The organism is Agromyces archimandritae, from assembly GCF_018024495.1.
GTDB lineage: Bacteria > Actinomycetota > Actinomycetes > Actinomycetales > Microbacteriaceae > Agromyces > Agromyces archimandritae.
Genome location: NZ_CP071696.1, coordinates 3300691 through 3324376, shown reverse-complemented (window position 1 = coordinate 3324376; position 23686 = coordinate 3300691). Strand labels below are relative to the sequence as shown.

Sequence of the window (23686 nt, the reverse complement as noted above, 5' to 3'; positions counted from 1 at the left end):
CGCTACAGCGCGCGGCGCATGGCGTCGAGCACGGCCGGTTCGTCGGGAAGCGGCGTGAACGGGTCGCCGGAGACGAAGATCCGCACCTGCAGGAGGGCCTGGTGCACGAGCATCCGGATGCCGGGCACGACCTGGCCTCCGGCCTCCTCCCACAGCACGGCGAGCCGCGACGGCCACGGTTCGTAGGCGACGTCGAGCAGCACGGAGCCGCGCATCGCCTCGGACGGCTCTGCCGAGAGCTCGGCCCCGCCCGGAACCGTGCTGATCGTCACCTCGACCGCCTCGGCGGCCGCGAGGTCGGCGATGCGGAACACCTCGACGTCCAGTCCGAGCTCGCGGCCGAGGGAGGCGGTGGCTTCGGCACGTTCCGGATGCCGGACGAAGAGCCGCACGACGCCGGCGCCGATCTCGGCCAGGGCCGCGACCGCCGAGGCCGCCGTCGCTCCCCCGCCGATGACCGCCGCGCGCTCGGCGCGTTCGACGCCTCCCTCTGCGAGGGCGAGGGCGATGCCGGGCACATCCGTGTTGAAGCCGATCCGCCGCCCGTCGTCGGCGAGGAGGAGGGTGTTCACGACGCCGGTCATGGCGGCGCGCCGATCCTCCTCGTCGAGCAGGGCGCGCACCTCGTGCTTCAGCGGCATCGTGAGCGACAGTCCCCGCCACCGCGGGTCCAGGTCGGCGAGGAAGGCCTCGAGCCCTCCGACGCCCACCTCGATCGCCGAGTAGTGCCAGTCGAGCCCGAGCTGCCGGAACGCGGCGCGATGCAGCGCTGGACTCTTCGAATGCGCGATCGGCGAGCCGAGCACGGCGAGACGACGTTCACTGGCCATCGGGGTGCTCCTCGAGCCAGGTGTAGAACTGCTCGACGGCCGCCTCGTGCTCCTCGAAGGTGGCCGAGAAGACGGTCTCGCCCGTGTCGGGGTTCACGGTCACGAAGTACAGCCACGGGCCGTCGGCGGGGTGCAGGGCGGCGTCGATCGCGTGATCGCCGGGGTTGCCGATGGGCCCGGGCGGCAACCCGAGATGCGCATACGTGTTGTACGGGTTGGCGGGGTCGGCCCGTTCCGCATCGGTGGTCGTGACGACCGAATCGTCGCCGATGCCGTAGTGCACGGTCGAGTCGAACTGCAGCATCATGCCCTCCGCGAGGCGGTTCTGGATGACCCGCGAGACTTTGAAGAAATCGTCGGGCTCCCGCGCTTCGCGCTCGAGCAGCGAGGCGATCGTGACCACCCGGTAGCGGTCTTCGGGCTTCACGCCGGCGGCGTCGAGCGATTCGAAGGAGCGGTCGACCATGCGCTGCACGATCTGCTCGGCCGTCGCGTCGGGGTCGAAGGTGTAGGTGGCCGGGAACAGGAAGCCCTCGACGCTCTTCGCCTCGGCCGGCAAGCCGAGCGCAGCCGGGTCGGCGGCCGCGGCTTCGAGTTCTTCGACGGCGATGCCGGTGACCGAGGAGATCTCGGCGAAGACGTTCTTGGCCCATTCGCCCTCGCGGATGAGCACGGACGTCTGCATGACGTGCTCGGGGTCCTGCAGCGCATCGAGCGCGGCCTGGGCGCTCATCTTCTCGGCGAGACGGTACGCGCCGGGCATGAACTGCGGCTCGGGCGACTGCGTGGCAAGGAGTTCGGTGAAGGCCTCGGCGGATGCCGTGACGCCCTGCTCGTGCAGGTTCTCCGCGATGTCGGTGCCGTTCTCGCCCTCGTTGATCACGAAGACGACCTCGCCGCGGCCGGCGCCCTCGTAGTCGGCCGCCGGCTGGAACCTGGCGATCACGTCGTTGATCGGGCCCTGCAGCAGGAAATAGCCGCCGACCCCGATGACGAGGACGATGAGCAGGGCGATCCCGCAGCCGATCGGCCCCTTCCGGCGCTTCTTGCTCGGCGGCTCGGGCGGCTGCCCCAGCTCGTCGGACACGAAGGCACGCCGGTCGGAGCGGTTGGGACGATTGGCGGCCTCGGCCGACTCCTGCTCCCGCCGGGCCTGTTCGGCGTCGCGGATCTCGCGCCGGGTCGCCGGCTGCTCGTGCGACGGGTCGCCGGCCTGCGGTCCGTATCCGGGCCCCGGGCGGGTCCGGATCGGGCCGGAACCGCCGTTCGCAGGGCCCCTGCCGGGCTGCGGGCCGTACGGCGATCCGGCGTCGTACTGCGCGCCTGTGCCGTACTGCTCGCCGGTGCCGTACTGCGCGACCGTGCCGTAGGGCTGACGGGGCCGCGGCGGAGCATCGGCCCGTCCCGTGCGCATCCCCTCGTTCCCGGGCCGGAACCCTTCAGGCTGTTGCACGGCCTGCTCGGGGCGCATTCGGTCGCCGGCCCGCGGCCCGGGATGCCCGGCCGGCCGCCGACCGTCCCGGCCGCGCACCGGGCTCCCGCTCGGCGGGCCCGGCTGCACGGGGACGTCCCCCGTCCCGCGGATGAAGGCGTTCCAATCGGCGGAGAGGTCGTCATCGGAGCGGCCGGGGCGCTCCGGGGGAAGCTGGGGCACGTTCGGTCAGGATCCTTCGTTCGAGGGGACGACGACTCCGGGCGGCGCCCCCGCCGCGCGCTCGGCATCGATGGCGTGTTGCAGGATGACCACGGCGGCGGCCTGGTCGACGACCGGCCGCTGCGCCTTCGCCTTCCGCCCCGCGGCCCGGAGTGCCTGCTGGGCGGTGACGGTCGACAGGCGTTCGTCGACGAGTCGTACCGGCACCCGGATGGCTTCCGCGAGCCGTTCCGCGAAGCCTACCGCGTCGAGTGTGGATGCCGTTGAGGAACCGGACAGGGAGAGCGGGTTGCCGACGACGAGCTCGATCGCCTCGAGTTCGGTCGCGATCTCGACGATGCGGCGGATGTCGGCATCGCCGTCCGCCGCGCGTTGCACCGTCTCGACGGGGGTGGCGAGCACGGCATGGGGGTCGCACCGGGCGACCCCGATCCGCGCGCGGCCGACGTCGATGCCGAGTCTCGTGCCCGGTCGCACCGTCCGCCTACCGCAGTTCGTCGCGCACGGCGTCGAGCGCCGCCGGAATCGCCGTGAGGTCGGATCCGCCGCCCTGGGCGAGGTCGGGCTTGCCGCCGCCTCCGCCGCCGAGCACGCCGGCCATGCGCTTGGCGATCGCACCCGCGTTCGCCCCGCCGTCGCGGGCGCTCTGCGTGGTGGCGACGATCGCGACGGGCTTGCCGCCGACGTCGGCGACGAGGGCGACCACGGCCCGCTCCTGCTGCAACTGCCCGCGGACGCCGGTTGCCAGCTGCCGCAGCTCGTCGGCGGAGCCGAGGCTGCCGAGCGACCGGGCGACGAGCAGCGTGTCGCCGATGCGCTGCGCCGTGCCGGCGAGCTCGGGCACGCGGCCCTGCAGGGCGCTGGCCTCGAAGGCCTGGATCTTCTTCTCGGCGGCCTTCAGGTTCGCCGAGAGCTCCCCGATGCGGTCCACGAGGTCTTCGGGGCGCGCCTTGAGGTTGCGGCTGAGCTCGGCGACGAGCGCCCGCTCCGCGGCGAACTGACGGAACGCCTCGATGCCCACGAGCGACTCGACGCGCCGGTTCGACGCGCCGACCGAGGATTCGCCGACGAGGTTGATCATGCCGATCTCGGAGCTCGAGGAGACGTGCGTGCCCGCGCAGAGCTCGCGCGACCAGGGGCCGCCGATGTCGACGACGCGCACGACGTCGCCGTACTTCTCGCCGAAGAGCGCCATCGCGCCCATCGCCTTGGCCTCGTCGAGCGGCATCTCGCGGGTGACGACCTGGAGGTCGTCGCGGACGGCGAGGTTGGAGACCTCTTCGATCTCGGTGCGGGTCTCGGGCGAGAGCGCCTTGTTCCAGCCGAAGTCGAGGCGCAGGTAGCCGGCCTTGTTGAACGAGCCGGCCTGGTGGGCGGTGGGCCCGAGCACCTGGCGGAGGGCTGCGTGCACGATGTGCGTGCCGGAGTGGGCCTGCGTGGCCCCGCGCCGGTAGTCGGCGTCGACGATCGTCGTCGCCCGCTCCCCCACGCCGACCTCGCCGCTCGCGACGCGAACGGTGTGGCTCACGAGCCCCTTGACGGGCCGCTGCACGTCGAGCACCTCGAGCGAGAAGCCGTCGCCGACGATGGTCCCGCGGTCGGGCGCCTGGCCGCCGGCCTCGGCGTACAGGCTCGTCTCGGTGAGGATGACCTCGACGGTCTGCCCCGCGCTCGCGCGGGAGACGGGAGCGCCGTCGAGGATCAGGCCGATGATCTCGGAATCGGCCTGCAGCTCGGTGTAGCCGCGGAAGACGGTCTCGCCCTTCGCGCGGAACCCGGCGTAGACGGAACGGTCGGCCAGCACCCGCTTCTTGGACTTCGCATCCGCCTTCGCACGCGAGCGCTGCTCGCCCATCAGCCGGTCGAATGCCTCGCGGTCCACGTCGAGTCCGGCCTCCTCGGCCGTCTCGAGCGTCAGCTCGATCGGGAAACCGTAGGTGTCGTGAAGCAGGAACGCGGTGTCGCCGGGCAGCTTCGCCGCGCCGGAACCCTTCGTCTGCTCGACGGCCACGTCGAGGATCGCCGTGCCCGCGCTGAGCGTGCGGAGGAAGGTCTCTTCTTCGCCGAGGGCGAGTTGCTCGATGTGCGAGTAGTCGCTGCCGACCTCGGGGTAGGAGGCCTTCATGGCATCCCGCGACGCCGCGAAGAGGTGCTCGAAGCTCGGGCCCTCGACGCCGAGGAGGCGCATCGCGCGGATCGAACGGCGCAGCAGGCGGCGCAGGATGTAGCCGCGTCCCTCGTTCGACGGCGAGACGCCGTCCATCATGAGCATCAGCGAGGAACGCACATGGTCGGCGACGACCCGCATCCGCACGTCGTCCTCGTGGCTCGCACCGTAGCGGCGCCCGGACATCGTGCCGGCGAGGTCGAGCACGGGGCGCACCTCGTCGGTCTCGTACATGTTCTCGACGCCCTGCTTGAACATGGCCACGCGCTCGAGGCCCATGCCGGTGTCGATGTTCTTCTTGGGCAGCGGCCCGGCGACGTCGAAGTCGGTCTTCGTGCGCACGTCGCTCAGGAGCTCCTGCATGAACACGAGGTTCCAGATCTCGGTGAAGCGGTCGTCGTCGACGATCGGCCCGCCGTCCTTGCCGTAGGCGGGACCGCGGTCGAGGTAGATCTCCGAACAGGGGCCGCCGGGGCCCGGCTGACCGGTGTGCCAGTAGTTGTCGGCCTTGCCCATGCGCTGGATGCGTTCGGCCGGCAGGCCCGCGACGCGCTGCCAGAGCGCGGCGGCCTCGTCGTCGTCCTCGTAGACGGTGACCCAGAGGTCGCGCTCGGCGAATCCGAGCCCGCCGTCGGCCTCGGGCTTCGTCAGGAAGTCCCAGGCGTATTCGATCGCGCCCTCTTTGAAGTAGTCGCCGAACGACCAGTTGCCGAGCATCTGGAAGAACGTGCCGTGCCGGGCCGTCTTGCCGACCTCTTCGATGTCGTTCGTGCGGATGCAGCGCTGCAGGCTCGTGGCCCGAGGCCACGGCGGCGGCACGAGGCCCGTGAGGTAGGGCACGAAGGGCACCATGCCGGCGATGGTGAACATGACCGTGGGGTCGTCGGAGACGAGCGACGCCGACGGGACGACGCTGTGGCCGCGCTCGGCGAAGAAATCGAGGTAGCGGCGGCTGATCTCGGCTGTCTGCATGGTTCCGTTCTTGCGTGTTCAGGGGGCGGATGCCGGGGCGCGCGGCACCCGGTGCGGCCCGGCCCGCAGAGGGCCGGCTCGAGGATCAGGCCGCGTCGTGCTCGCGCAGCTCGGCCTCGCGCGCGTGATAGGCGTCGGCGACGGCCTGGCTGAAGGCCTTCGTCTTCACGTCGATCGACGAGAAGAACTCCTTGCCCTGCTTGGTCTGGTTGATCTGGTGCGCGACGACGAATCCCGCCGCGACACCGGCGGCAAACCACAGCATGCTCTTCACGGATAGCTCCCTGGTGCGTTCGAGTCGGGCCGGTGTGCTCGCGCACGCCGGCCTCCAGTCTAGTGTCGGGGGCATCGGCCCGGGGAAGACGAAGCAGGGGGCCGCGCCACGGCGCGACCCCCTGCTCAAGCCGCCGGAATCAGCGGGCGGCGTAGTACTCGACGACGAGCTGCACGTCACAGGTGACGGGCACCTCGGCGCGCTTGGGGCGACGCACGAGCTTGGCCTGCAGCGTGTCGAGCTGGACCTCGAGGTAGCCGGGGAGCTTCGGCAGCACGTCCACGTGACCGCCGGCCGCGGCGACCTGGAACGGCTCGGTGCCCTCGGAGCGCTGCTTGACGCCGATGGTCTGGCCCGGCTTCACGCGGAAGGAGGGGCGGTCGACGATCTTGCCGTCGACGAGGATGTGGCGGTGCACGACGAACTGGCGGGCCTGCGCGATGGTGCGGGCGAAGCCGGCGCGAAGCACGAGCGCGTCGAGGCGCATCTCGAGCAGCTCGACGAGGTTCTCACCCGTCAGGCCGTCGGTGCGGCGGGCCTCGTTGAACGCGATGCGGAGCTGCTTCTCGCGGATGCCGTACTGGGCGCGCAGACGCTGCTTCTCGCGGAGGCGGACGGCGTAGTCGCTGTCGGCCTTGCGCTTGGTGCGGCCGTGCTCGCCGGGGCCGTAGGGCCGCTTCTCCATGTAGCGGGCGGCCTTCGGGGTCAGGGCGACGCCGAGCGCGCGGGAGAGGCGCGTCTTGCTGCGGGACTGGTTGGTCACGTATTACCTTTCGGAGGAATCTCGACAAATGATCCGCACGCGCATGCGTGCGGAAAACGTTCAGAGGGATTCGCAGGCGATGCGAGCTGGGTCGCACCTTGCCGGCCGAGGGCCGACCGGCTACAGGTCTTCGCCCCCTTCACCGTGGATCCGCGCAGCCGCACGCGGAAACCAGGCTTCAGGCCAGCGACCAGTCTAACAGACGTGACGTGCGCGGTCAGTCTCCGCGCGTGATCCGTCGCAGCTTCTCGAGCCTGGCCGCGATGTCGCGCTCGTTGCCGTGCTCGGTCGGTCGGTAGTAGACGGACCCGCGGAGCTCGTCGGGCAGGTAATCCTGTCGGACGACGCCGATCGCATCGTCGTGCGGGTACCGGTACCCCTTCCCGTGCCCGAGCCGCTTTGCGCCGGGATAGTGCGCATCGCGCAGGTGCTTCGGCACTCGGCCGGCACGCCCGGCGCGGACGTCCGCGATGGCCCGGTCGATCCCGAGGTATGCGGCGTTCGACTTCGGCGCGGTGGCGAGGTGGACGACGGCCTGCGCGAGCGGGATCCGCCCCTCCGGCATGCCGATGAACTGCACCGCATCCGCCGCCGCGACGGCCGCCCCGAGCGCCGTCGGATCGGCCAAGCCGATGTCCTCCGAGGCCAGCACGATGATGCGCCGCGCGATGAAGCGCGGATCCTCCCCCGCCTCGATCATCCGCGCGAGGTAGTGCAGCGCCGCGTCGACGTCGCTGCCCCGAACCGATTTGATGAACGCGCTGATGACGTCGTAATGCTCGTCGCCGTTGCGGTCGTATCGCAGCAGCGCCCGGTCGACGGCGCGGGAGACGACCTCGGCCGTGATGAGGGGCGTCGCGTCGTCGGCGGCCGCGTCGTCGGGCGCCCCCGGCGATGCCTCGCCGTCCTGTACCTCGTCCTCGTCGCCCTCCTCGTCGCCGGCGGCTTCGGCGCGGCGGGCGGCGGCCTGATCGGCGGCATCCGCCGAGGCCGCGAGGGATGCGGCCTCGAGCGCCGTGAGGGCCCGGCGCGCGTCGCCCGAAGCGAGGCGGACGATCGCGGCCCGGGCCTCGGGATCCAGTTCGACCCGGCCGCCGAGGCCCCTCCGGTCGGTGACCGCGCGATCCACGAGCAGCCCGAGATCCTCGTCCGAGAGCGGCTCGAGGGTCAGCAGCAGCGATCGGGACAGCAACGGCGAGATCACCGAGAATGACGGGTTCTCGGTGGTCGCGGCGACGAGGATCACCCAGCCGTTCTCGACGCCCGGCAGCAGCGCATCCTGCTGCGCCTTCGTGAAGCGGTGGATCTCATCGAGGAAGAGCACCGTGGACGTGCCGTAGAGGTCCCGGTTCGCCCGCGCCTCCTCCATGACGTGGCGGACGTCTTTGACCCCGGCGGTCACGGCCGACAGCTCGACGAATCGGCGCCCCGAGGAGCGCGCGATCGCCTGGGCGAGCGTCGTCTTGCCGGTGCCGGGCGGCCCCCACAGGATCACCGAGACCGAGCCCGACTCCCCCGTGCGGTCGCTCGCGAGGGCGACGAGCGGCGAGCCCGGCGTGAGCAGGTGGCGCTGGCCGGCGACCTCGTCGAGGCTCGTCGGGCGCATGCGCACCGCGAGCGGGGTCGCGCCCGCGCGCAATCCCGGATGCGACTCGGCCATCCCCCCAGCGTAATCGCGGCCGCCGACATCCGGTGCGCCGGGCGGATGCCGCGCCCGGCCGGATGATTGGTGCGCGCCTCCGCGCATCCCATAGAGTTCAACTCGGTGTCGAACGACGAAGGAGCGTGAGTGGCCAGCAACGACCGGCAGGCGCGCGAGGAGCGCGCACGACTGCGCACGTATCAGGCACGTCAGGAGAGCCATCGGCTGAAGGAGCACCGGCGGGTGCGCGACAACGTCATCGCGTCCGTCGCCCTCGTCGCCGTCGCCGCGCTGGCGATCTGGGCTCAGCTCTTCTACTTCAGCGGCGGGCCCGGCGCCCCCGACCCGGTCGCCTCGCCGTCCGCCACGCCGGCGCCGAGCGCCGCCGAGGGCGAGAACCAGGGCGATGTGCCCTCGCCCGAGATCGCCGAGGGCCGAAGCTGGACGGGCACCCTCACGCTGAACGACACGATCCCGCTCGGCATCGAGCTCGACGGCGCCGCGGCCCCGCAGGCCGTCTCCAGCGAGATCAGCCTGATCCAGGCCGGCTTCTACGACGGGCTGGCCTGCCACCGCCTCACCACGAGCGGCCTCTTCGTGCTGCAGTGCGGCGACCCGGCCGGCGACGGCACCGGCGGCCCCGGCTACAGCTACGGCCCCATCGAGAACGCCCCGGCCGACGGGCAGTACCCCGCCGGCACGATCGCGATGGCGCGCGCCGCCGATCCGTACAGCCAGGGCAGCCAGTTCTTCATCGTGTACGACGACACCGAGCTGCCCGGCGACACCGGCGGGTATTCGGTCATCGGTCGGGTCACGAGCGGCCTCGACCAGTTGAAGAGCGGGATCGTCGATGGCGGCGTCGAAGGCGGCGCAAGCGACGGCGCACCGGCGACCCCCGTGAAGATCACCGGATTCACGATCGAATAACGGCCGCGAGCCGGGGCCCCGGGTGCAATAGGCTGGTCTGCGTCATCGTCGCCTCCGGGCGGCACGCTCGAAGAACGACCAAGGTGAGGCCGTGACCGAATCAGATCAGCAGCCGTGGGGCCGCGTCGACGAGACGGGTACCGTCTTCGTCCGCATCGGCGACGCAGAGCGCGAGGTCGGGCAGTACCCCGACGGGACCCCTGAGGAGGCGCTCGCGTATTTCGAGCGCAAGTACGCCGATCTGGCGGGTCAGGTCGGGCTGCTCGAGCAGCGGGCCCGGCGCGGTGCGCCCGCCGCCGACGTCGCCAAGGCGGTGGCCGCGCTGCAGACGGCCGTCTCCGACGCCCACGCGGTCGGCGACCTCGCTTCGCTCAGCACGCGCCTCGAGGCGCTCTCCGGCACCGTCGGCGAGCTGACCGAGCAACAGCAGGCCGAAGCCAAAGCCGCCGTGGCCGAGGGCATCCGCACCCGTACGGCCATCGTCGAGGCCGCCGAGGCGCTCGCGGCGCAGGACCCGGCCAAGACGCAGTGGAAGCAGACGGGCGCACGCCTCGACGAGCTCTTCACTGAGTGGCAGCGCCACCAGCAGGACGGCCCGCGTCTGCCGAAGGGCGAGGCGAACACCCTCTGGAAGCGGTTCCGCACGGCGCGCACGACGATCGAACAGCATCGCCGCGCGTTCTTCGCCGAACTCGACACCGCGCACCGCGATGTGCGCAGCCGCAAGCAGCGGCTGATCGAGCGCGCCGAGGCGCTCGCGCCGCGCGGCATCGACGGCATCGCCGAGTACCGCAGCCTCCTCGACGAGTGGAAGCAGGCCGGCCGCGCCGGCAAGAAGCAGGACGACGCCCTATGGGCGCGGTTCAAGGCCGCCGGGGACGTGCTCTTCCAGGCCAAGGCCGAGATCGACGCGCAGGCGGACATCGAGTATCAGGCCAACCTCGACGTCAAGCTCGCCCTCCTCGAGGAGGCGGAGCCGCTGCTCTCCGAGCGCGACCACGCCCGTGCGCGCACGAAGCTCGTCGACGTCCAGCGCCGCTGGGACGAGGCGGGCCGCGTGCCGCGCGACCAGGTGCGTCAGGTCGAGGACCGGCTGCGCAAGGTCGAGAATCATGTGCGTGCGCTCGAGGCCGAGCACTGGGACCGTGAGGACCCGGAGAAGAAGGCCCGCTCCGAGGGCATGCTCGGTCAGCTGAACGACGCCATCGAGAAGCTCGAGAGCGAGCTCGCGGAGGCGCGCGAGGCCGGCGACGCGAAGGCGATCGCCGCCGCCGAGGAAGCCCTCGAGGCCCGTCGCGCCTGGCTGAAGGCCGTCGGCGGCTGAGCCCGGCGGGCTCCGTCCTCCACAGCGAGCGGATGCCGGGGCGCTCTCCACAGATCCGCCGGTCCGCCGCCCGTGGATGCCGTGAGGCGAGACGATGGAGGCATGGCACGTCTCCCCTCGCTCCTCGGAACCGATGACTTCCCCCTCGCCGAACTGTGCGCGCTGCGCATCGACGGCGAGGTGCACCCGTTCGGGGGCGGCTGGACGCCCGTGGACGAACCGGACCTCGCCGGGCTGCGCGCCGCCGCCGCGATGATGCGCGGCGGCACCGGGCTCGTCATCGCAGGCCGCACGGCGGCATGGGTGCACGGCGCCGAACTCGTGGAGCCTGCGGTCGCGGAGTTCTGCCGCCCGATCGAGGCGCGCGTCTCTGCGCGACTGAACCCCCGCATCCGGATGCACGAGTACCTCCTCGATGAGGAGGATGTCGTCTGCTTCGGTCCTGCGCAATGCACGAGTCGGGAACGCACCGCATTCGACGTCCTGCGCTCCCCCGCTCTCGACGACGACGCGGCGGTGCGGATCGTGGCACGGCTCTTCCGCGGAGACCCCGAACCGCTGGAGGGCACGAGGCGGCGACTGGCCGGCGGGCAGCGCTTTCCGCACAAGGTCGACGCGGTGCGCCGGCTCGCCCGCCTCACCGACGACGCGGCGTCCTCCGACGGGAGTGCGCTCGGCGCCCCCGCACACGACGATGCGGCGGTTCAGCCGTCGCTGACGCGATAGACGTCGTAGACGGCGTCGATGCGGCGCACGGCGTTCAGTACGCGGTCCAGATGCGTGGTGTCGCCCATCTCGAAGACGAACTTGCTGATCGCCAGACGGTCCGAGGAGGTCGATACGTTCGCCGAGAGGATGTTCACGTGGTGCTCCGAGAGCACCCGCGTCACGTCGGAGAGCAAGCCGGCGCGATCGAGGGCCTCGATCTGGATCTGGACGAGGAAGACGCTCTTCGAGCTCGGCGCCCATTCGACGTCGATCATCCGCTCCGGTTCGCGCATGAGCGCCTGCACATTGTGGCAGTCCGCCTGGTGCACCGAGACGCCGGAGCCCCGCGTGACGAAGCCGATGATCTCGTCTCCCGGGACGGGCGTGCAACACCGTGCGAGCTTGACGAGGATGTCGGGGGCACCGCGTACGAGCACGCCCGAGTCGCTGTTGCGCGGCAGCGAGGCGCGGGAGCGTGCCGGGAGGACGATCTCCGGCTCCTCCTCGACGTCCGCGTCGCGGACGAGGGCGATGACCTTCTCGATGACGGACTGGGTCGATACGTGCCCTTCGCCGACCGCCGCGTACAGGGCGGAGACATCATCGTATCGCAGCAGGGCGGCGACCTCGGCGAACGACTCCTGGTTCATGAGCTTCTGCAGGGGCAGGTTCTGCTTGCGCATCGCGCGCGCGATGGCATCCCGACCCTGCTCGATCGCCTCGTCGCGGCGTTCCTTCGTGAACCACTGCCGGATCTTGCTGCGCGCCCGCGGACTCTTGACGAAGTTCAGCCAGTCCTTGCTCGGGCCGGAATCCGGATTCTTCGAGGTGAACACCTCGACGACGTCGCCGGAGTTCAGCTCGCTCTCGAGGGGGACGAGGCGCCCGTTGACCTTCGCACCCATCGTGCGGTGGCCGACCTCGGTGTGCACAGCGTAGGCGAAGTCGACCGGCGTCGCACCGGCGGGCAGACCGATGACCCGGCCCTTGGGAGTGAAGACGTAGACCTCTTTGGCGCCGATCTCATAGCGGAGCGAGTCGAGGAACTCCCCAGGGTCGGCGGTCTCGGCCTGCCAGTCGGAGATGTGGGCGAGCCAGGCCATGTCGGCGTCGTGGGTCTGCTTCTCGACGGTCCGGCCGCCGGCGAGCCGCTCCTTGTACTTCCAGTGCGCGGCGACACCGTACTCGGCCCGCTGGTGCATGTCGTGCGTACGGATCTGGATCTCGACCGCGCGGCCCTTCGGGCCGATGACGGTCGTGTGCAGCGACTGGTACAGGTTGAACTTCGGGGTCGCGATGTAGTCCTTGAAACGACCGGGCAGCGGCGTCCACCGTGCGTGGATCGCCCCGAGCACCGCGTAGCAGTCTCGTACCGAGTTCACGAGCACCCGGATGCCGACGAGGTCGTAGATCTCGTCGAAGTCGCGGCCGCGCACGACCATCTTCTGGTAGATCGAGTAGAACTGCTTCGGCCGGCCCATGACCTTGCCACGGATCTTCGCGGCCTTCAGGTCTTCGTTGACGAGGTCGATGACGGACTGCACGAACTCCTCGCGCTGCGGCGTCCGCTGCTTGACGAGGCTTTCGATCTCGGCGTACAGCTTCGGGTACAGCACCGCGAAGGAGAGGTCTTCGAGCTCCCATTTGATCGCCTGGATGCCGAGGCGGTGCGCGAGCGGCGCGTAGATCTCCAGGGTCTCGGTGGCCTTCTGCGCCGCCTTCTCGGCGGGAACGAAGCCCCAGGTGCGGGCGTTGTGCAGCCGGTCGGCGAGTTTGATGATGAGCACGCGGATGTCCTTGGACATCGCGACGATCATCTTGCGGACGGTCTCGGCCTGCGTCGAGTCGCCGTATTTGACCTTGTCGAGCTTGGTGACGCCGTCGACGAGCATCGCGATCTCGTCGCCGAAATCGGCCCGCACCTCGTCGAGGGTGTAGGCGGTGTCCTCGACGGTGTCGTGCAGCAGGGCGGCCGCGACCGTCTTCGCGCCGATGCCGAGGTCGGCGAGGATCTGCGCGACCGCGATCGGATGGGTGATGTACGGCTCGCCGCTCTTGCGCTTCTGCCCGCGGTGCGCGCGTTCGGCGACGGTGTAGGCGCGTTCGACGAGCGCGATGTCCGCTTTCGGATGGTGCATCCGCACGGTCTTCAGGAGCGTGTCGACGGCCCCGGCGGGCTGCGCCCGCGAGAAGATCCTCGGCACGAGGCGGCGTAGCGACGCGGTCGAATTGACGCTCGTCTCAGTCACGCGGCACCACCTCCCGGCTCAATTATCGCCGCTCGTCGCCGAGGATCGGCCGACCGGCGGTGCGCCGAGGGCGAACCGCACTCATTCAGCCGCGAGTTCCGCGAGGCCCGGGGTGCCGCCGGCCCGCTCGCGCTCCTTGAGCACCCGCTGGTCGTGGCGCTTGACGGCCGGCTCGCCCTCGCGGAGCTGGGAGTACAGCGGGGCCGCGAGGAAGACGGTCGACCAGGTGCCGACGATGATGCCGACGAGCAGGGCGAGCGAGATGTCGCGCAGCGTGTCGGCGCCGAGCACGCCCGCACCGATGAAGAGGATCGCCGCGACGGGCAGGGCCGCCACCACGCTCGTGTTGATCGAACGCACCAGAGTCTGGTTCACGGCGAGGTTCACGGACTCGGCGAAGGTGCGCTTGGACTCCTCGCCGTCCTCGGCCGTGTTCTCGCGCACCTTGTCGAAGACGACGACGGTGTCGTAGAGCGAGTAACTGAGGATCGTCAGAATGCCGATCATCGCGGCGGGGGTGATCTCGAAGCCGACCGCCGCATACACGCCGACGGTGACGACGAGGTCGCAGAGCAGCGCGATGATCGCGGCGATGGACATCTTCCAGGTGCGGAAGTAGAGCGCCATGATGATCGTGGCGAGCAGGAGGAAGGCGATCAGGCCGAAGATCGCCTGCCTGGTGACATCGGCGCCCCAACTCGGTCCGATGTAGGAGGAGGTCACCTCGGCGGCGTCGACGTCGTAGGCCTTCGACAGCGCCGCGGCGACGGCGTGGGAGTCGTCCTGCTCGAGCTGGTCGGTCTGCACGCGGACGCCGTCGGCGCCGACGATGGTGACCTTGGCGACGGTCTCGGGGACGACCGAGGCGACGGCGTCGATCGCCGGCTGCGCTTCGGCCTCGGCGACGTTGGTGATCTGGAACTGCGAACCGCCGCGGAATTCGATGCCGAAGTTGAAGCCGCGTACGACCGGGACGAGCACCGAGGCGATCACGAGGATCCCGACGATGAGGTACCAGGTGCGGCGGCCGCCGACGAAGTTGAACGAGCGCTTGCCCGTGTAGAGGTCGTTGCCGAAGGTGGTGAGACGGCTGGCCATCAGGAGTCCTTCCCCTCGGTGGTCGGTTCCGCCTCGGCGGTCGACGTCTGCGCCTTGCGTTCGGCGATGGTCTGCCGGCGCTTGGCCTCGCCGGCGCTGGCAGCGGCTTTCTTGGCGGGCACCGCCGTGGGCTTCCGGAACTCCGCCCGGCCCCGGTAGACGGCGCCGAGAGCGGTCGGATCCAGGCCCGACCATGAATGCCCGCTCGAGAAGAACTTCGTCTGCGCGAGCAGCTGGAGCATCGGGTGCGTGAACATGATGACGATGAGCACGTCGATCACGGTCGTGAGCCCGAGGGTGAAGGCGAAGCCCTTGACGCTGCCGACCGCGAGGATGAACAGCACGATCGCCGCCAGCAAGTTCACGCCCTTCGAGGCCAGGACGGTGCGGAAGGCGCGCTTCCAGCCGGCCTCGACGGCCGAGACCAGCCCTCGGCCGTCGCGCAACTCGTCTCTGACGCGTTCGAAGTAGATGATGAACGAGTCCGCGGTAAAGCCGATCGCGACGATCAGGCCCGCGACGCCGGCCAGTGAGAGCCGGTAGCCCTCGCGCCAGGACAGGATCGTGATCGCCAGATAGGTGATCACACCCGCCACGACGAGCGAGGCGATCGTCACCGTGCCGAGCAATCGGTATTGGAAGAGGGTGTAGATGACGACCAGGATCAGGCCGATGAGGCCGGCGATGAGGCCGTTCTGCAGCTGCGCGCTTCCGAGTGTCGCCGAGATTGTGTCGGAGGATTGCACCGTGAAGCTGATCGGCAGGGCGCCGAACTTCAGCTGATCGGCGAGGGCCTTGGCCGACTCCTGGGTGAAGCTGCCGGAGATCTGAGGCTTGCCGTTGGAGATGACGCCGTTCATCTGCGGTGCCGAGAGCACACCGCCGTCGAGCACGAAGGCGAACTGGTCGCGCGGGGACTCGGCCTTCAGGGCGAACAGTCGCGCCGAGACCTTCGCGAACTCCTTGGTGCCGGTGCCGTCGAAGACGAGGTTGACGACCCACTCGCCGGTCGTGGCGCCGGTCTGCGTCTGGGCCATGCCGCTCGTCGCGTCCGTGATGTGCTCGCCGCTGACCTCGACGGGGCCGAGGAGGTACTTGACGGTTCGGCTCTGGTCGCAGGTGACGAGGGGCTCGTCTGCCGGGGCGACGTTCGTCTCGGCGTCGTCGAGGGTGGAGCACTGGAAGGTGTCGAACTCGTCCTGCAGCGCCGGGGTGACCCAGTTCAGGTCGCTGCCGTCGGTCGGCGGCACCGAGGGGGTCGACTCGAGCGGTTCCTCCTCGGGCTCCGGCGTCGGGCTCGCGCTCGGGTCGCCGATGGCCTCGTCGGAGGGCTGGCCGGCCAGCAGCACGGGCCGCAGTTCGAGCTTCGCCGAGGACTGCACCCGCTGACGCGTCTGCTCGTCCAGCTCGCCCGGGATCTGCACGACGACGTTGTTGCCCTGCGTGTTGATCTCGGACTCCGAGACGCCCGAGGCGTCGACCCGCTGCCGGATGATCGAGACCGCCTGGTCGAGCTGCTCCTGCGAGACCGTCTGCCCGCTCTCGAGCTGCGGCGCGAGGATGATCTGCGTGCCGCCCTCGAGGTCGAGCGCGAGCTTGGGCGTCCACGATCCGCCGCCCCAGATCACGCCTGCGGCATTGATGCCGAAGAGCGCGACGATGATGACGCCCAGCCAGCTGAGCGAGCGCCAGGCCTTCCTCACGGAAGTCGGGCGGGTGGATCGCTTTCGTGCTGACGCCACGGAAGTCTTCTCTCTGCTGCCCGCACGACCCCGTGCGGGCGAAGCTTCAGGTTGGGGGAAGGGTCAGTTCTCGGACTTCGGCTCGTCGGGCTTCGCGTCGCCGGAGGCGTCGTCTCCCGAGGTGCCGGCCTCTCCGGCCGCTTCCTCGATCCGCTCGCCGAACTCGGGCTCCGCAGCCTCGCCGGTGGTCGCAGCGGCGGCGGCCTCGGGGGCCGGGGCGTCGATGACGCGCGCGATCGTCTGGCGGTGGACCGTCAGCACGGTGCCGGGGCTCGTCTCGAGCTTGACCTGGTTCTCGTCCTCGTCGATCGAGAGGATCGTGCCGAACACGCCGAAGTTCGTCATCACATCCGCACCCGGCTGGACCTTCGACTGCAGCTCACGCGCCTCCGCCTGACGCTTGCGGGAGTTGCGGAACATGAAGAAGATCAGCACCGCCAGGACGACGAGCATGATGATAGTGAACGGGTCCATGGAAACCTTCCGGGTGCGCGGGGGCGCCGCACGCCGAGCATGCGGGGGCAGGCGAGAGCCTCATAGGATTATAGGTCATCGATCGGCAGTCGCGGTGTGTCGCTTCCCGCCGTCGTATTCGCGTCGTCGAGACCGAAATGCCGCCAGGCGGCGGGGGTCGCCACACGCCCTCGCGGAGTGCGGGTGATGAGGCCGATCCGCACGAGGAAGGGCTCGACGACGGCCTCGATCGTCTCGGCCTCCTCGCCGACCGAGACCGCGAGCGTCGACAGACCCACGGGCCCGCCGCCGAAACGGGTGAGGATCGTCTCCATGACGGCGCGATCGAGCCGGTCGAGGCCGAGCGCATCGACGTCGTAGAGTTCGAGGGCCGCGCGCACCGCGCCGACGTCGGGCCTGCCGCTGCCGCCGTCGGCGGCCTCGACGAGCGCATAGTCGCGGACGCGGCGCAGCAGACGGTTGGCGATGCGGGGCGTTCCTCGGCATCGCCCGGCGATCTCGGCGATCGCCTCGGCGTCGATGTCGAGCCCGAGCATGCGCGCGGCGCGGGCGAGCACCTCTCGCAGTTCGGACTCGTCGTAGAACTCGAGGTGCGCCGTGAAGCCGAAGCGGTCGCGCAACGGGTTCGGCAGGAGGCCCGACCGGGTCGTCGCGCCGACGAGCGTGAAGGGCGCGAGGTCGAGCGGCACGGAGGTCGCCCCGGCGCCCTTGCCGACCATGATGTCGATGCGGAAGTCCTCCATCGCGAGGTAGAGCATCTCCTCCGCCGAGCGGGCCATGCGGTGGATCTCGTCGATGAAGAGCACTTCGCCGGGCACGAGCGAGGAGAGGATCGCGGCGAGGTCGCCGGCGTGCTGGATCGCGGGGCCGCTCGACATCCGCAGCGGGCGGCCGCCCTCGTGGGCCACGATCATCGCGAGGGTCGTCTTCCCGAGGCCGGGCGGGCCGGCCAGCAGGATGTGGTCGGGCGAGCGCTGCTGCAGCTCCGCGGCCCGCAGCAGGAGCTGCAGCTGCCCGCGGACCTTGGCCTGGCCGACGAACTCGCCGAGGTTCTTGGGTCGCAGCGCGCCTTCGAAGGCCAGCTCGGCGTCTCCGGCGAGGTGCGGATCGGTCAGGGCCACCGGCTCGGTCACGATGCCGCCTTCCCGCCCTGGCCGAGGCGGCCGAGCGTCATCCTCAGCAGACCCTGCACGCTCGCCGTGCGCGCCGCCTCGCTCTCGGCGACGAGTTCGTCGATCGTCTGCCGGGCGACGCGCTCGGGCCAGCCGAGCCCGGTGAGCGCGGCGAGCACGTCGTCGCTCGCCGCCGCCCGAACCTCCGGCTCGCCGCCCGCGGCGGCCACCACGAGCTTGCCGGCCAGCGAGAGCACGATGAGCTTGGCCGTCTTCGGCCCGATGCCGCTCACCCGACGGAACGCCGCATCGTCCTCGGCGTCGACGGCCGCGGCGACCTGCTCGGGGCTCATCGCCGAGAGCACCCCGAGCGCCGACTTCGGCCCGACGCCGGTCACCCCGATCAGCAGCTCGAAGACCTCGAGCTCCTCGGCGGCGGCGAAGCCGAAGAGGGTGAGCGCATCCTCGCGCACGATGAGCGAGGTGTGCACCAGCGCCTCCTCGCCCACCCGGCTCGCGAGCGAGAGCGCCGGCGGCACCTGCACGGCGAAGCCGACGCCGCCGACGTCGATCACGAGGGTGCTGCCGGATGCGGCGAGGACGGTGCCGCGCAGAGAGGAGATCACGTGTCCAGGGTACGGGGACCCGCCGACGCCCTCGCGGCACGCTCGGCGGCGCGCCACGCGCGCTGAGCGGGTGTCAGCCCGGCATCCCCCGGGGCGGCGGCGGACTCGCGCTCCTGGGCCGCCTGCACCCCGCCGCCGCGCCAGGCGTGGCAGATCGCCAGGGCGAGCGCGTCGGCGGCATCCGCCGGCTTCGGCACCTCGTCGAGCCCGAGGATCCGCGCGACCATGGCGCCGACCTGCTTCTTGTCCGCCCGGCCGTAGCCGGTGATGGCGGCCTTGACCTCCGACGGGGTGTGCAGGGCGACCGGCAGCGCCCGGCGGGCCGCGATGAGCATGGCGACGCCGGAGATCTGCGCCGTGCCCATGATCGTCGACACGTCGCTTCTGGCGAAGACGCGTTCGAGGGCGACCGCCTGCGGGCGGTGTTCCTCGAGGATCGCCTCGAGCCCCGTCGCGATGCGCTCGAGGCGGCGCGGCGTGTCGAGGTCGGCCGGCGAGCGGAGCACGACGACGTCGACGAGCCGGGCTGTGCGGTTCGGCTCGATGTCGACGACGCCGACGCCGCATCGCGTCAGGCCGGGGTCGATGCCGAGCACCCGCACGGCGTCGGTTAGTCCTCGGCCTCGAGCTGGGCGGCCACCTCGGGGGTGAGGTCGAAGTTGCTGTAGATGTTCTGCACGTCGTCGCTGTCTTCGAGCGCGTCGATGAGGCGGAAGATCTTCCGGGCGGTCTCGACGTCGATCTCGACCTTGAGGTTCGGCACGAACGCGGCGTCGGCGGAGTCGTAGTCGATGCCGGCCTCCTGCAGCGCGGTGCGTGCACCGACCATGTCGGAGGCCTCGGTGATGACCTCGAAGGTCTCGCCCTCGTCGGTGACCTCTTCGGCGCCGGCGTCGAGCACCGCGCCGAGCACGTCGTCTTCGCCGAGGCCGTCGACCTTGGAGACGACGATGACGCCCTTGCGCGCGAAGTTGTAGGCGACGCTGCCCGGGTCGGCCATGGTGCCGCCGTTGCGGGTCATGAGCGTGCGGACCTCGGCCGCCGCGCGGTTCTTGTTGTCGGTGAGGCACTCGATGAGCAGGGCCACGCCGCTCGGGCCGTAGCCCTCGTACATGATGGTGGTGTAGTCGACGCTCTCGCCCGAGATGCCCGCGCCGCGCTTGATGGCGCGGTCGATGTTGTCGTTCGGGACGGAGGTCTTCTTCGCCTTCTGCACGGCGTCGTACAGCGTCGGGTTGCCCGAGAGGTCGGCGCCGCCCATCTTCGCGGCGACCTCGATGTTCTTGATGAGCTTCGCGAACGACTTTGCCCGGCGCTGGTCGATGACCGCCTTCTTGTGCTTCGTCGTCGCCCACTTGGAGTGACCTGACATGCGCACCATCCTACGCGGATGCGGCGCCCGGAATTCGTGCGCGGCCCGCTAGCTGTACTTCCCTGACAGGTTGTGAACGGCTGAGGTAGTGAAGACCTCCGGGGCAGGATGTGGGTTACCACACTCACCGTCCTGACCACGGAGGTCTTCGTGACTCACGCTAACGCGCCCTTGACGCCGGAGGGGCGTCGACGTCTTGCCGTTCTGATCGTCGATGACGGTTGGACTGTCCGCCGTGCGGCCGAACGCTTTCAGTGTTCGCCGGCGACGGCATCTCGGTGGGCTCGCCGGTACCGCGCCGGCCTGCCGCTGACCGACCGTAGTTCGAGGCCTCACTCGTCACCGGGCCGGCTGCCGCGCAAGACAGAACGGCGAATCCTCGCGTTGCGGTTCGTCCGTCGGTGGGGGCCGCACCGGATCGCGTATCACCTGGGGCTGCACCGTTCCACGGTCGGCCGGGTGCTCGCACGGTATCGGATGCCGAAGCTGGCGAACATCGACCAGGCCACAGGGCTGCCCGTCCGCAAGCCCAAGCCGGTGCGTTACGAAGTCGCCAAACCGGGCCAGTTGGTGCATGTGGACATCAAGAAGCAAGGCCGGATCCCCGACGGCGGCGGCTGGCGCGTCCACGGCCGCGGGTCCGCCCAGGACCGCCACGCTGGCCTCGCCCGCGACAAAGCCGCCCGGGCCGGCGCGGCAGGTTCACGCGGCTACCGCTACCTGCACCACGCCGTGGACGACTACTCACGGGTCGCGTACTCGGAGATCCTCGACGACGAACGCAAAGAGACCGCCGCCGGGTTCTGGAACCGCGCGAACGCGTTCTTCACCGGCCTCGGGGTGACAGTGACCGCGGTAATGACCGACAACGGTGCCTGCTACCGCTCCCACGCCTTCGCCGACGCCCTCGGCGAGAACGTGAAGCACAAGTGGACCAAGCCCTACCGGCCCCAGACCAACGGCAAAGTCGAACGGTTCAACCGAACCCTCGCCGCCGAATGGGCCTACGCGAAGCCCTACACCAGCGAAGCCGAACGAACCGCCGCCTACGACACCTGGCTCCATGACTACAATCACCACAGACCCCACACCGGCATCGGCGGCCAAACACCCTCACAACGCGTTCACAACGTCACGGGGAAGTACAGCTAGCATCGGCGCATGACCGACGCCGCCGCCCCGACCGCAGCGAACCGCGTGCCGTGGGCCGCGCTCCCGGACGCGGTGCGCACGGCCGTCGAGGAGCGGGCGGGCTCCCCGGTCGTCTCGGCCGGGCTCGCGGCCGGCGGGTTCAGCGCCGGATACGCCGGCGTGCTCGACTTCGCCGACGGCACGCGCCGCTTCGTGAAGGCCGGCGACGGCGGGCGCAACGCCGAGACCGCACGGCTGCACCGTACCGAGGGCCGTCTCGCGGGCGAGCTGCCGCCGGGTTTCGCTCCTGCGTTCGAGTGGATGCTCGAGACCGGCGAGTGGGTGGTGCTCGCCTTCGAGGCGGTCGACGGTCGCGTGCCGGGGCCGTGGACGCTCGCCGAGCTCGACGCCGTGCTCGCATTGCAGGCCGAGCTCGCGTCCCTGCCGGCGCCCTCCGGCCTCCCGTCGGTCGGAGCGTGGTTCGCAGCGGGGCCGAGGGGCTGGCGCGAGCTGGGGAGCACGGCTCCGGATGCGGTGCCGGGATGGGCGCGGGGCCGGCTCGACGAGCTCATCGCCCTCGAACCGCAGGCGGTCGATGCGGCCGCGGGAACGTCGTTCGTGCACTTCGATCTGCGCTCCGACAACGTGCTGCTCGAGCCGAGCGGCGCCGTGCGACTCGTCGACTGGCCGCACTCCGGGTGCGGCGCCCCGTGGCTCGATCTGGCGTTCTTCGCACCGAGCGTCGCCGTCGACGGCGTCGCCGACGCGCCGGGTATCGACGCCGAAGCGGTGTTCCGCCGCTCGCCGCTGGCCGGGGACGTCGACCGCGGTCGGCTCGCGGCGGTCATGTGCGCCTGGGCGGGGAGGCAGCTCAGCAGTTCGCTGCGCGAGGATCCGCCGGGTGTGCCGGGGCTCCGCGCCTTCCAGCGCCGTCAGGCCGTGCCCGTGCTCGCGTGGGCGTCGGACCTGCTCGACCAGACCGCCTGACCGGGCCGGTGCGGCCGCCGCATCACGCCGCCGCGGCGCGCACCTGACCGAGGAAGCGCTCGTGGAAGCGGGTCTCCCCCGTCAGTTCCGGGTGGAAGGCGGTCGCCAGCAGCGCGCCCTGTTCGACGGCGACGATCCGGCCGTCGTCGTGGCGCGCGAGAGCGCTGGCAGCGGGGCCGAGCGAGGCGACCACGGGTCCGCGGATGAAGGCGGCGCGCACAGGCTCCTCCCCCATGTCGGGCACATCGAGCAGGGTCTCGAAGGACTCGGTCTGCGCGCCGAAGGCGTTGCGGCGGGCGACGATGTCGAGGCCGCCGAAGGTCTCCTGGCCGGCTGCGGCGTCTTCGAGGGCGTCGGCGAGGAGGATGAGCCCGGCGCAGGTGCCGAGCATCGGCATCCCGGCCCCGATGGCGACGCGGATCGGCCCGGTGAGGCCGGCGAGTGCGGCGAGGCGGGCGATGACGGTGGATTCGCCGCCGGGGATCACGAGCCCGTCGACGCCGGCGAGCTCCTCGGGCCGCCGCACGCGCACCACGGTGGCGCCGAGGCCGTCCAGCATCCGCTCGTGCTCGCGGACGCCGCCCTGCAGGGCGAGCACGCCGATGCGGGGCGCTCGGGCATCCACCCCCGCGTTCACCAGCCGCGCTCGGCGAGTCGGTGCGGGGCCGGAAGGTCGGCGACGTCGATGCCGACCATGGCTTCGCCGAGGCCGCGGGAGGCGGCGGCGATCGCTACGGGGTCGTCGAAAAAGGTCGTGGCCTTCACGATCGCGGCCGCGCGCTGCTCGGGATTGCCGGACTTGAAGATGCCCGAGCCGACGAAGACGCCGTCGGCGCCGAGCTGCATCATCATCGCGGCGTCGGCGGGGGTCGCGACACCGCCTGCGGTGAAGAGCACGACCGGCAGCGTGCCGGTCTCGGCGATCTCGGCGACGAGCTCGTAGGGGGCCTGCAGGTTCTTGGCGGCGACGTAGAGCTCGTCGCGGGTCATCGAGGTGAGCGCGTGGATCTCGGCGGTGATCGTGCGGATGTGCTTGGTCGCCTCGGAGACGTCGCCGGTGCCGGCCTCCCCCTTGGAGCGGATCATCGCGGCGCCCTCGGTGATGCGGCGGAGGGCTTCCCCGAGGTTCGTGGCACCGCAGACGAACGGCACGGTGAACCGCCATTTGTCGATGTGGTTGACGTAGTCGGCGGGCGAGAGCACTTCGGACTCGTCGATGTAGTCGACCTCGAGGGCTTCGAGCACCTGTGCTTCGACGAAGTGGCCGATGCGGGCCTTGGCCATGACGGGGATGGAGACTTCGGCCTTGATGGCGTCGATGAGCTCGGGGTCGCTCATGCGCGCGACGCCGCCTTGGGCGCGGATATCGGCGGGCACGCGCTCGAGCGCCATGACGGCGACGGCGCCGGCGTCTTCGGCGATGCGGGCCTGTTCGGGGGTGACGACGTCCATGATGACGCCGCCCTTCAGCATCTCGGCGAGGCCGCGCTTGACGCGGGTGGTGCCGGTTCCTGACGTGCTCATGAGGATCCTCCGGTGGATGCCGTGGCGCGCCGTCTTCGGCCCGCCGACCGAGCGAAGTTCGGCCTAGGCCAAACGCTAGCATGGTCCGGGACTAGACTCGCAGGCAC

22 protein-coding genes are annotated in these 23686 nt (G+C 70.7%); 5 read left to right on the top strand and 17 right to left on the bottom strand.

Going from position 1 to position 23686, the window contains the following annotated elements; translation table 11 throughout:
• Positions 1-2: 2 nt before the first annotated feature.
• The 7 genes from G127AT_RS15370 to G127AT_RS15340 all read right to left on the bottom strand — a co-directional run bounded on the left by G127AT_RS15370 (position 3) and on the right by G127AT_RS15340 (position 8320).
• Positions 3-830, bottom strand: coding sequence for a shikimate dehydrogenase (locus tag G127AT_RS15370; RefSeq protein WP_210898367.1), 828 nt, complete (start codon positions 828-830; stop codon positions 3-5).
• The gene (mltG, locus tag G127AT_RS15365; protein ID WP_244857624.1) at positions 820-2484 is read right to left on the bottom strand and encodes an endolytic transglycosylase MltG; all 1665 of its coding nucleotides are present in this window, start codon (positions 2482-2484) and stop codon (positions 820-822) included. The genes G127AT_RS15370 and mltG overlap by 11 nt, the downstream gene beginning before the upstream one ends.
• Before the next feature lie 6 nt (positions 2485-2490).
• Positions 2491-2961, bottom strand: coding sequence for a Holliday junction resolvase RuvX (gene ruvX / locus G127AT_RS15360; protein WP_210898365.1), 471 nt, complete (start codon positions 2959-2961; stop codon positions 2491-2493).
• Positions 2962-2968: 7 nt separating this feature from the next.
• On the bottom strand, positions 2969-5623 hold the full coding sequence (gene alaS / locus G127AT_RS15355) for an alanine--tRNA ligase (protein ID WP_210898363.1): 2655 nt from the start codon (positions 5621-5623) through the stop codon (positions 2969-2971).
• Between the two features lie 85 nt (positions 5624-5708).
• Positions 5709-5888: a hypothetical protein gene (locus tag G127AT_RS15350; protein ID WP_244858031.1), complete on the bottom strand. Its 180-nt coding sequence runs from the start codon at positions 5886-5888 to the stop codon at positions 5709-5711.
• A gap of 148 nt (positions 5889-6036) precedes the next feature.
• Positions 6037-6660 (bottom strand): 30S ribosomal protein S4, encoded by a 624-nt coding sequence (gene rpsD / locus G127AT_RS15345; RefSeq protein ID WP_210898359.1) that lies wholly within the window; start codon positions 6658-6660, stop codon positions 6037-6039.
• 217 nt (positions 6661-6877) lie between these two features.
• A complete protein-coding gene (locus tag G127AT_RS15340) occupies positions 6878-8320 on the bottom strand; it encodes a replication-associated recombination protein A (protein ID WP_210898357.1) in 1443 nt (480 codons plus the stop codon).
• 129 nt (positions 8321-8449) lie between these two features.
• On the opposite strand from G127AT_RS15340, the gene G127AT_RS15335 reads away from it, so the two are divergent.
• The 3 genes from G127AT_RS15335 to G127AT_RS15325 all read left to right on the top strand — a co-directional run bounded on the left by G127AT_RS15335 (position 8450) and on the right by G127AT_RS15325 (position 11282).
• Positions 8450-9232 (top strand): peptidylprolyl isomerase, encoded by a 783-nt coding sequence (locus tag G127AT_RS15335; RefSeq protein ID WP_210898356.1) that lies wholly within the window; start codon positions 8450-8452, stop codon positions 9230-9232.
• 91 nt (positions 9233-9323) lie between these two features.
• Complete coding sequence (locus tag G127AT_RS15330) at positions 9324-10556, top strand: DUF349 domain-containing protein (RefSeq protein WP_210898354.1); 1233 nt, start codon at positions 9324-9326, stop codon at positions 10554-10556.
• Positions 10557-10658: 102 nt separating this feature from the next.
• Positions 10659-11282, top strand: a complete 624-nt coding sequence (locus G127AT_RS15325) for a hypothetical protein (protein WP_210898352.1) — start codon at positions 10659-10661, stop codon at positions 11280-11282.
• Here G127AT_RS15325 and G127AT_RS15320 read toward each other — a convergent pair.
• The 8 genes from G127AT_RS15320 to G127AT_RS15285 form a co-directional block, all read right to left on the bottom strand.
• Positions 11261-13513: a RelA/SpoT family protein gene (locus tag G127AT_RS15320; RefSeq protein ID WP_210898350.1), complete on the bottom strand. Its 2253-nt coding sequence runs from the start codon at positions 13511-13513 to the stop codon at positions 11261-11263. The two genes, G127AT_RS15325 and G127AT_RS15320, sit on opposite strands and share 22 nt — an antisense overlap.
• An 81-nt stretch (positions 13514-13594) precedes the next feature.
• A complete protein-coding gene (gene secF, locus G127AT_RS15315) occupies positions 13595-14611 on the bottom strand; it encodes a protein translocase subunit SecF (RefSeq protein WP_210898348.1) in 1017 nt (338 codons plus the stop codon).
• Positions 14611-16353, bottom strand: coding sequence for a protein translocase subunit SecD (gene secD / locus G127AT_RS15310; RefSeq protein WP_244857623.1), 1743 nt, complete (start codon positions 16351-16353; stop codon positions 14611-14613). Before secD ends, secF begins: the two co-directional genes overlap by 1 nt.
• Before the next feature lie 63 nt (positions 16354-16416).
• The gene (gene yajC / locus G127AT_RS15305; RefSeq protein ID WP_210898346.1) at positions 16417-16827 is read right to left on the bottom strand and encodes a preprotein translocase subunit YajC; all 411 of its coding nucleotides are present in this window, start codon (positions 16825-16827) and stop codon (positions 16417-16419) included.
• A 68-nt stretch (positions 16828-16895) separates the two neighbouring features.
• The gene (ruvB, locus tag G127AT_RS15300; RefSeq protein WP_210898344.1) at positions 16896-17960 is read right to left on the bottom strand and encodes a Holliday junction branch migration DNA helicase RuvB; all 1065 of its coding nucleotides are present in this window, start codon (positions 17958-17960) and stop codon (positions 16896-16898) included.
• A complete protein-coding gene (gene ruvA, locus G127AT_RS15295) occupies positions 17957-18565 on the bottom strand; it encodes a Holliday junction branch migration protein RuvA (RefSeq protein WP_210898341.1) in 609 nt (202 codons plus the stop codon). The genes ruvB and ruvA overlap by 4 nt, the downstream gene beginning before the upstream one ends.
• Positions 18562-19167: a crossover junction endodeoxyribonuclease RuvC gene (ruvC, locus tag G127AT_RS15290; RefSeq protein WP_210898339.1), complete on the bottom strand. Its 606-nt coding sequence runs from the start codon at positions 19165-19167 to the stop codon at positions 18562-18564. Before ruvC ends, ruvA begins: the two co-directional genes overlap by 4 nt.
• Before the next feature lie 8 nt (positions 19168-19175).
• The gene (locus tag G127AT_RS15285; RefSeq protein ID WP_210898328.1) at positions 19176-19937 is read right to left on the bottom strand and encodes a YebC/PmpR family DNA-binding transcriptional regulator; all 762 of its coding nucleotides are present in this window, start codon (positions 19935-19937) and stop codon (positions 19176-19178) included.
• Positions 19938-20087: 150 nt separating this feature from the next.
• On the opposite strand from G127AT_RS15285, the gene G127AT_RS15280 reads away from it, so the two are divergent.
• Positions 20088-21089, top strand: coding sequence for an IS481 family transposase (locus G127AT_RS15280; protein ID WP_210898326.1), 1002 nt, complete (start codon positions 20088-20090; stop codon positions 21087-21089).
• 9 nt (positions 21090-21098) lie between these two features.
• Entirely contained in the window at positions 21099-22055 is a 957-nt protein-coding gene (locus tag G127AT_RS15275) for a phosphotransferase (protein WP_210898324.1), read from the top strand.
• Positions 22056-22077: 22 nt separating this feature from the next.
• On the opposite strand, the gene pdxT is transcribed toward G127AT_RS15275, so the two are convergent.
• Together pdxT and pdxS are read right to left on the bottom strand one after the other, a co-directional pair.
• Positions 22078-22692 carry a pyridoxal 5'-phosphate synthase glutaminase subunit PdxT gene (gene pdxT / locus G127AT_RS15270; RefSeq protein WP_425305869.1) on the bottom strand — a complete coding sequence of 205 codons (615 nt, stop codon included), beginning with the start codon at positions 22690-22692 and terminating at the stop codon, positions 22078-22080.
• A complete protein-coding gene (pdxS, locus tag G127AT_RS15265) occupies positions 22689-23579 on the bottom strand; it encodes a pyridoxal 5'-phosphate synthase lyase subunit PdxS (RefSeq protein ID WP_210898322.1) in 891 nt (296 codons plus the stop codon). The genes pdxT and pdxS overlap by 4 nt, the downstream gene beginning before the upstream one ends.
• Between the last annotated feature and the right edge of the window lie 107 nt (positions 23580-23686).

Bases quoted from the DNA above. Each gene is read 5' to 3' on its own strand.
- yajC (WP_210898346.1), bottom strand. From the start codon at position 16,827: ATGGACCCGTTCACTATCATCATGCTCGTCGTCCTGGCGGTGCTGATC.
- G127AT_RS15325 (WP_210898352.1), top strand. From the start codon at position 10,659: ATGGCACGTCTCCCCTCGCTCCTCGGAACCGATGACTTCCCCCTCGCC.
- alaS (WP_210898363.1), bottom strand. From the start codon at position 5,623: ATGCAGACAGCCGAGATCAGCCGCCGCTACCTCGATTTCTTCGCCGAG.
- G127AT_RS15350 (WP_244858031.1), bottom strand. From the start codon at position 5,888: ATGCTGTGGTTTGCCGCCGGTGTCGCGGCGGGATTCGTCGTCGCGCAC.
- secF (WP_210898348.1), bottom strand. From the start codon at position 14,611: ATGGCCAGCCGTCTCACCACCTTCGGCAACGACCTCTACACGGGCAAG.
- G127AT_RS15285 (WP_210898328.1), bottom strand. From the start codon at position 19,937: ATGTCAGGTCACTCCAAGTGGGCGACGACGAAGCACAAGAAGGCGGTC.
- pdxS (WP_210898322.1), bottom strand. From the start codon at position 23,579: ATGAGCACGTCAGGAACCGGCACCACCCGCGTCAAGCGCGGCCTCGCC.
- G127AT_RS15275 (WP_210898324.1), top strand. From the start codon at position 21,099: ATGACCGACGCCGCCGCCCCGACCGCAGCGAACCGCGTGCCGTGGGCC.
- G127AT_RS15340 (WP_210898357.1), bottom strand. From the start codon at position 8,320: ATGGCCGAGTCGCATCCGGGATTGCGCGCGGGCGCGACCCCGCTCGCG.
- G127AT_RS15370 (WP_210898367.1), bottom strand. From the start codon at position 830: ATGGCCAGTGAACGTCGTCTCGCCGTGCTCGGCTCGCCGATCGCGCAT.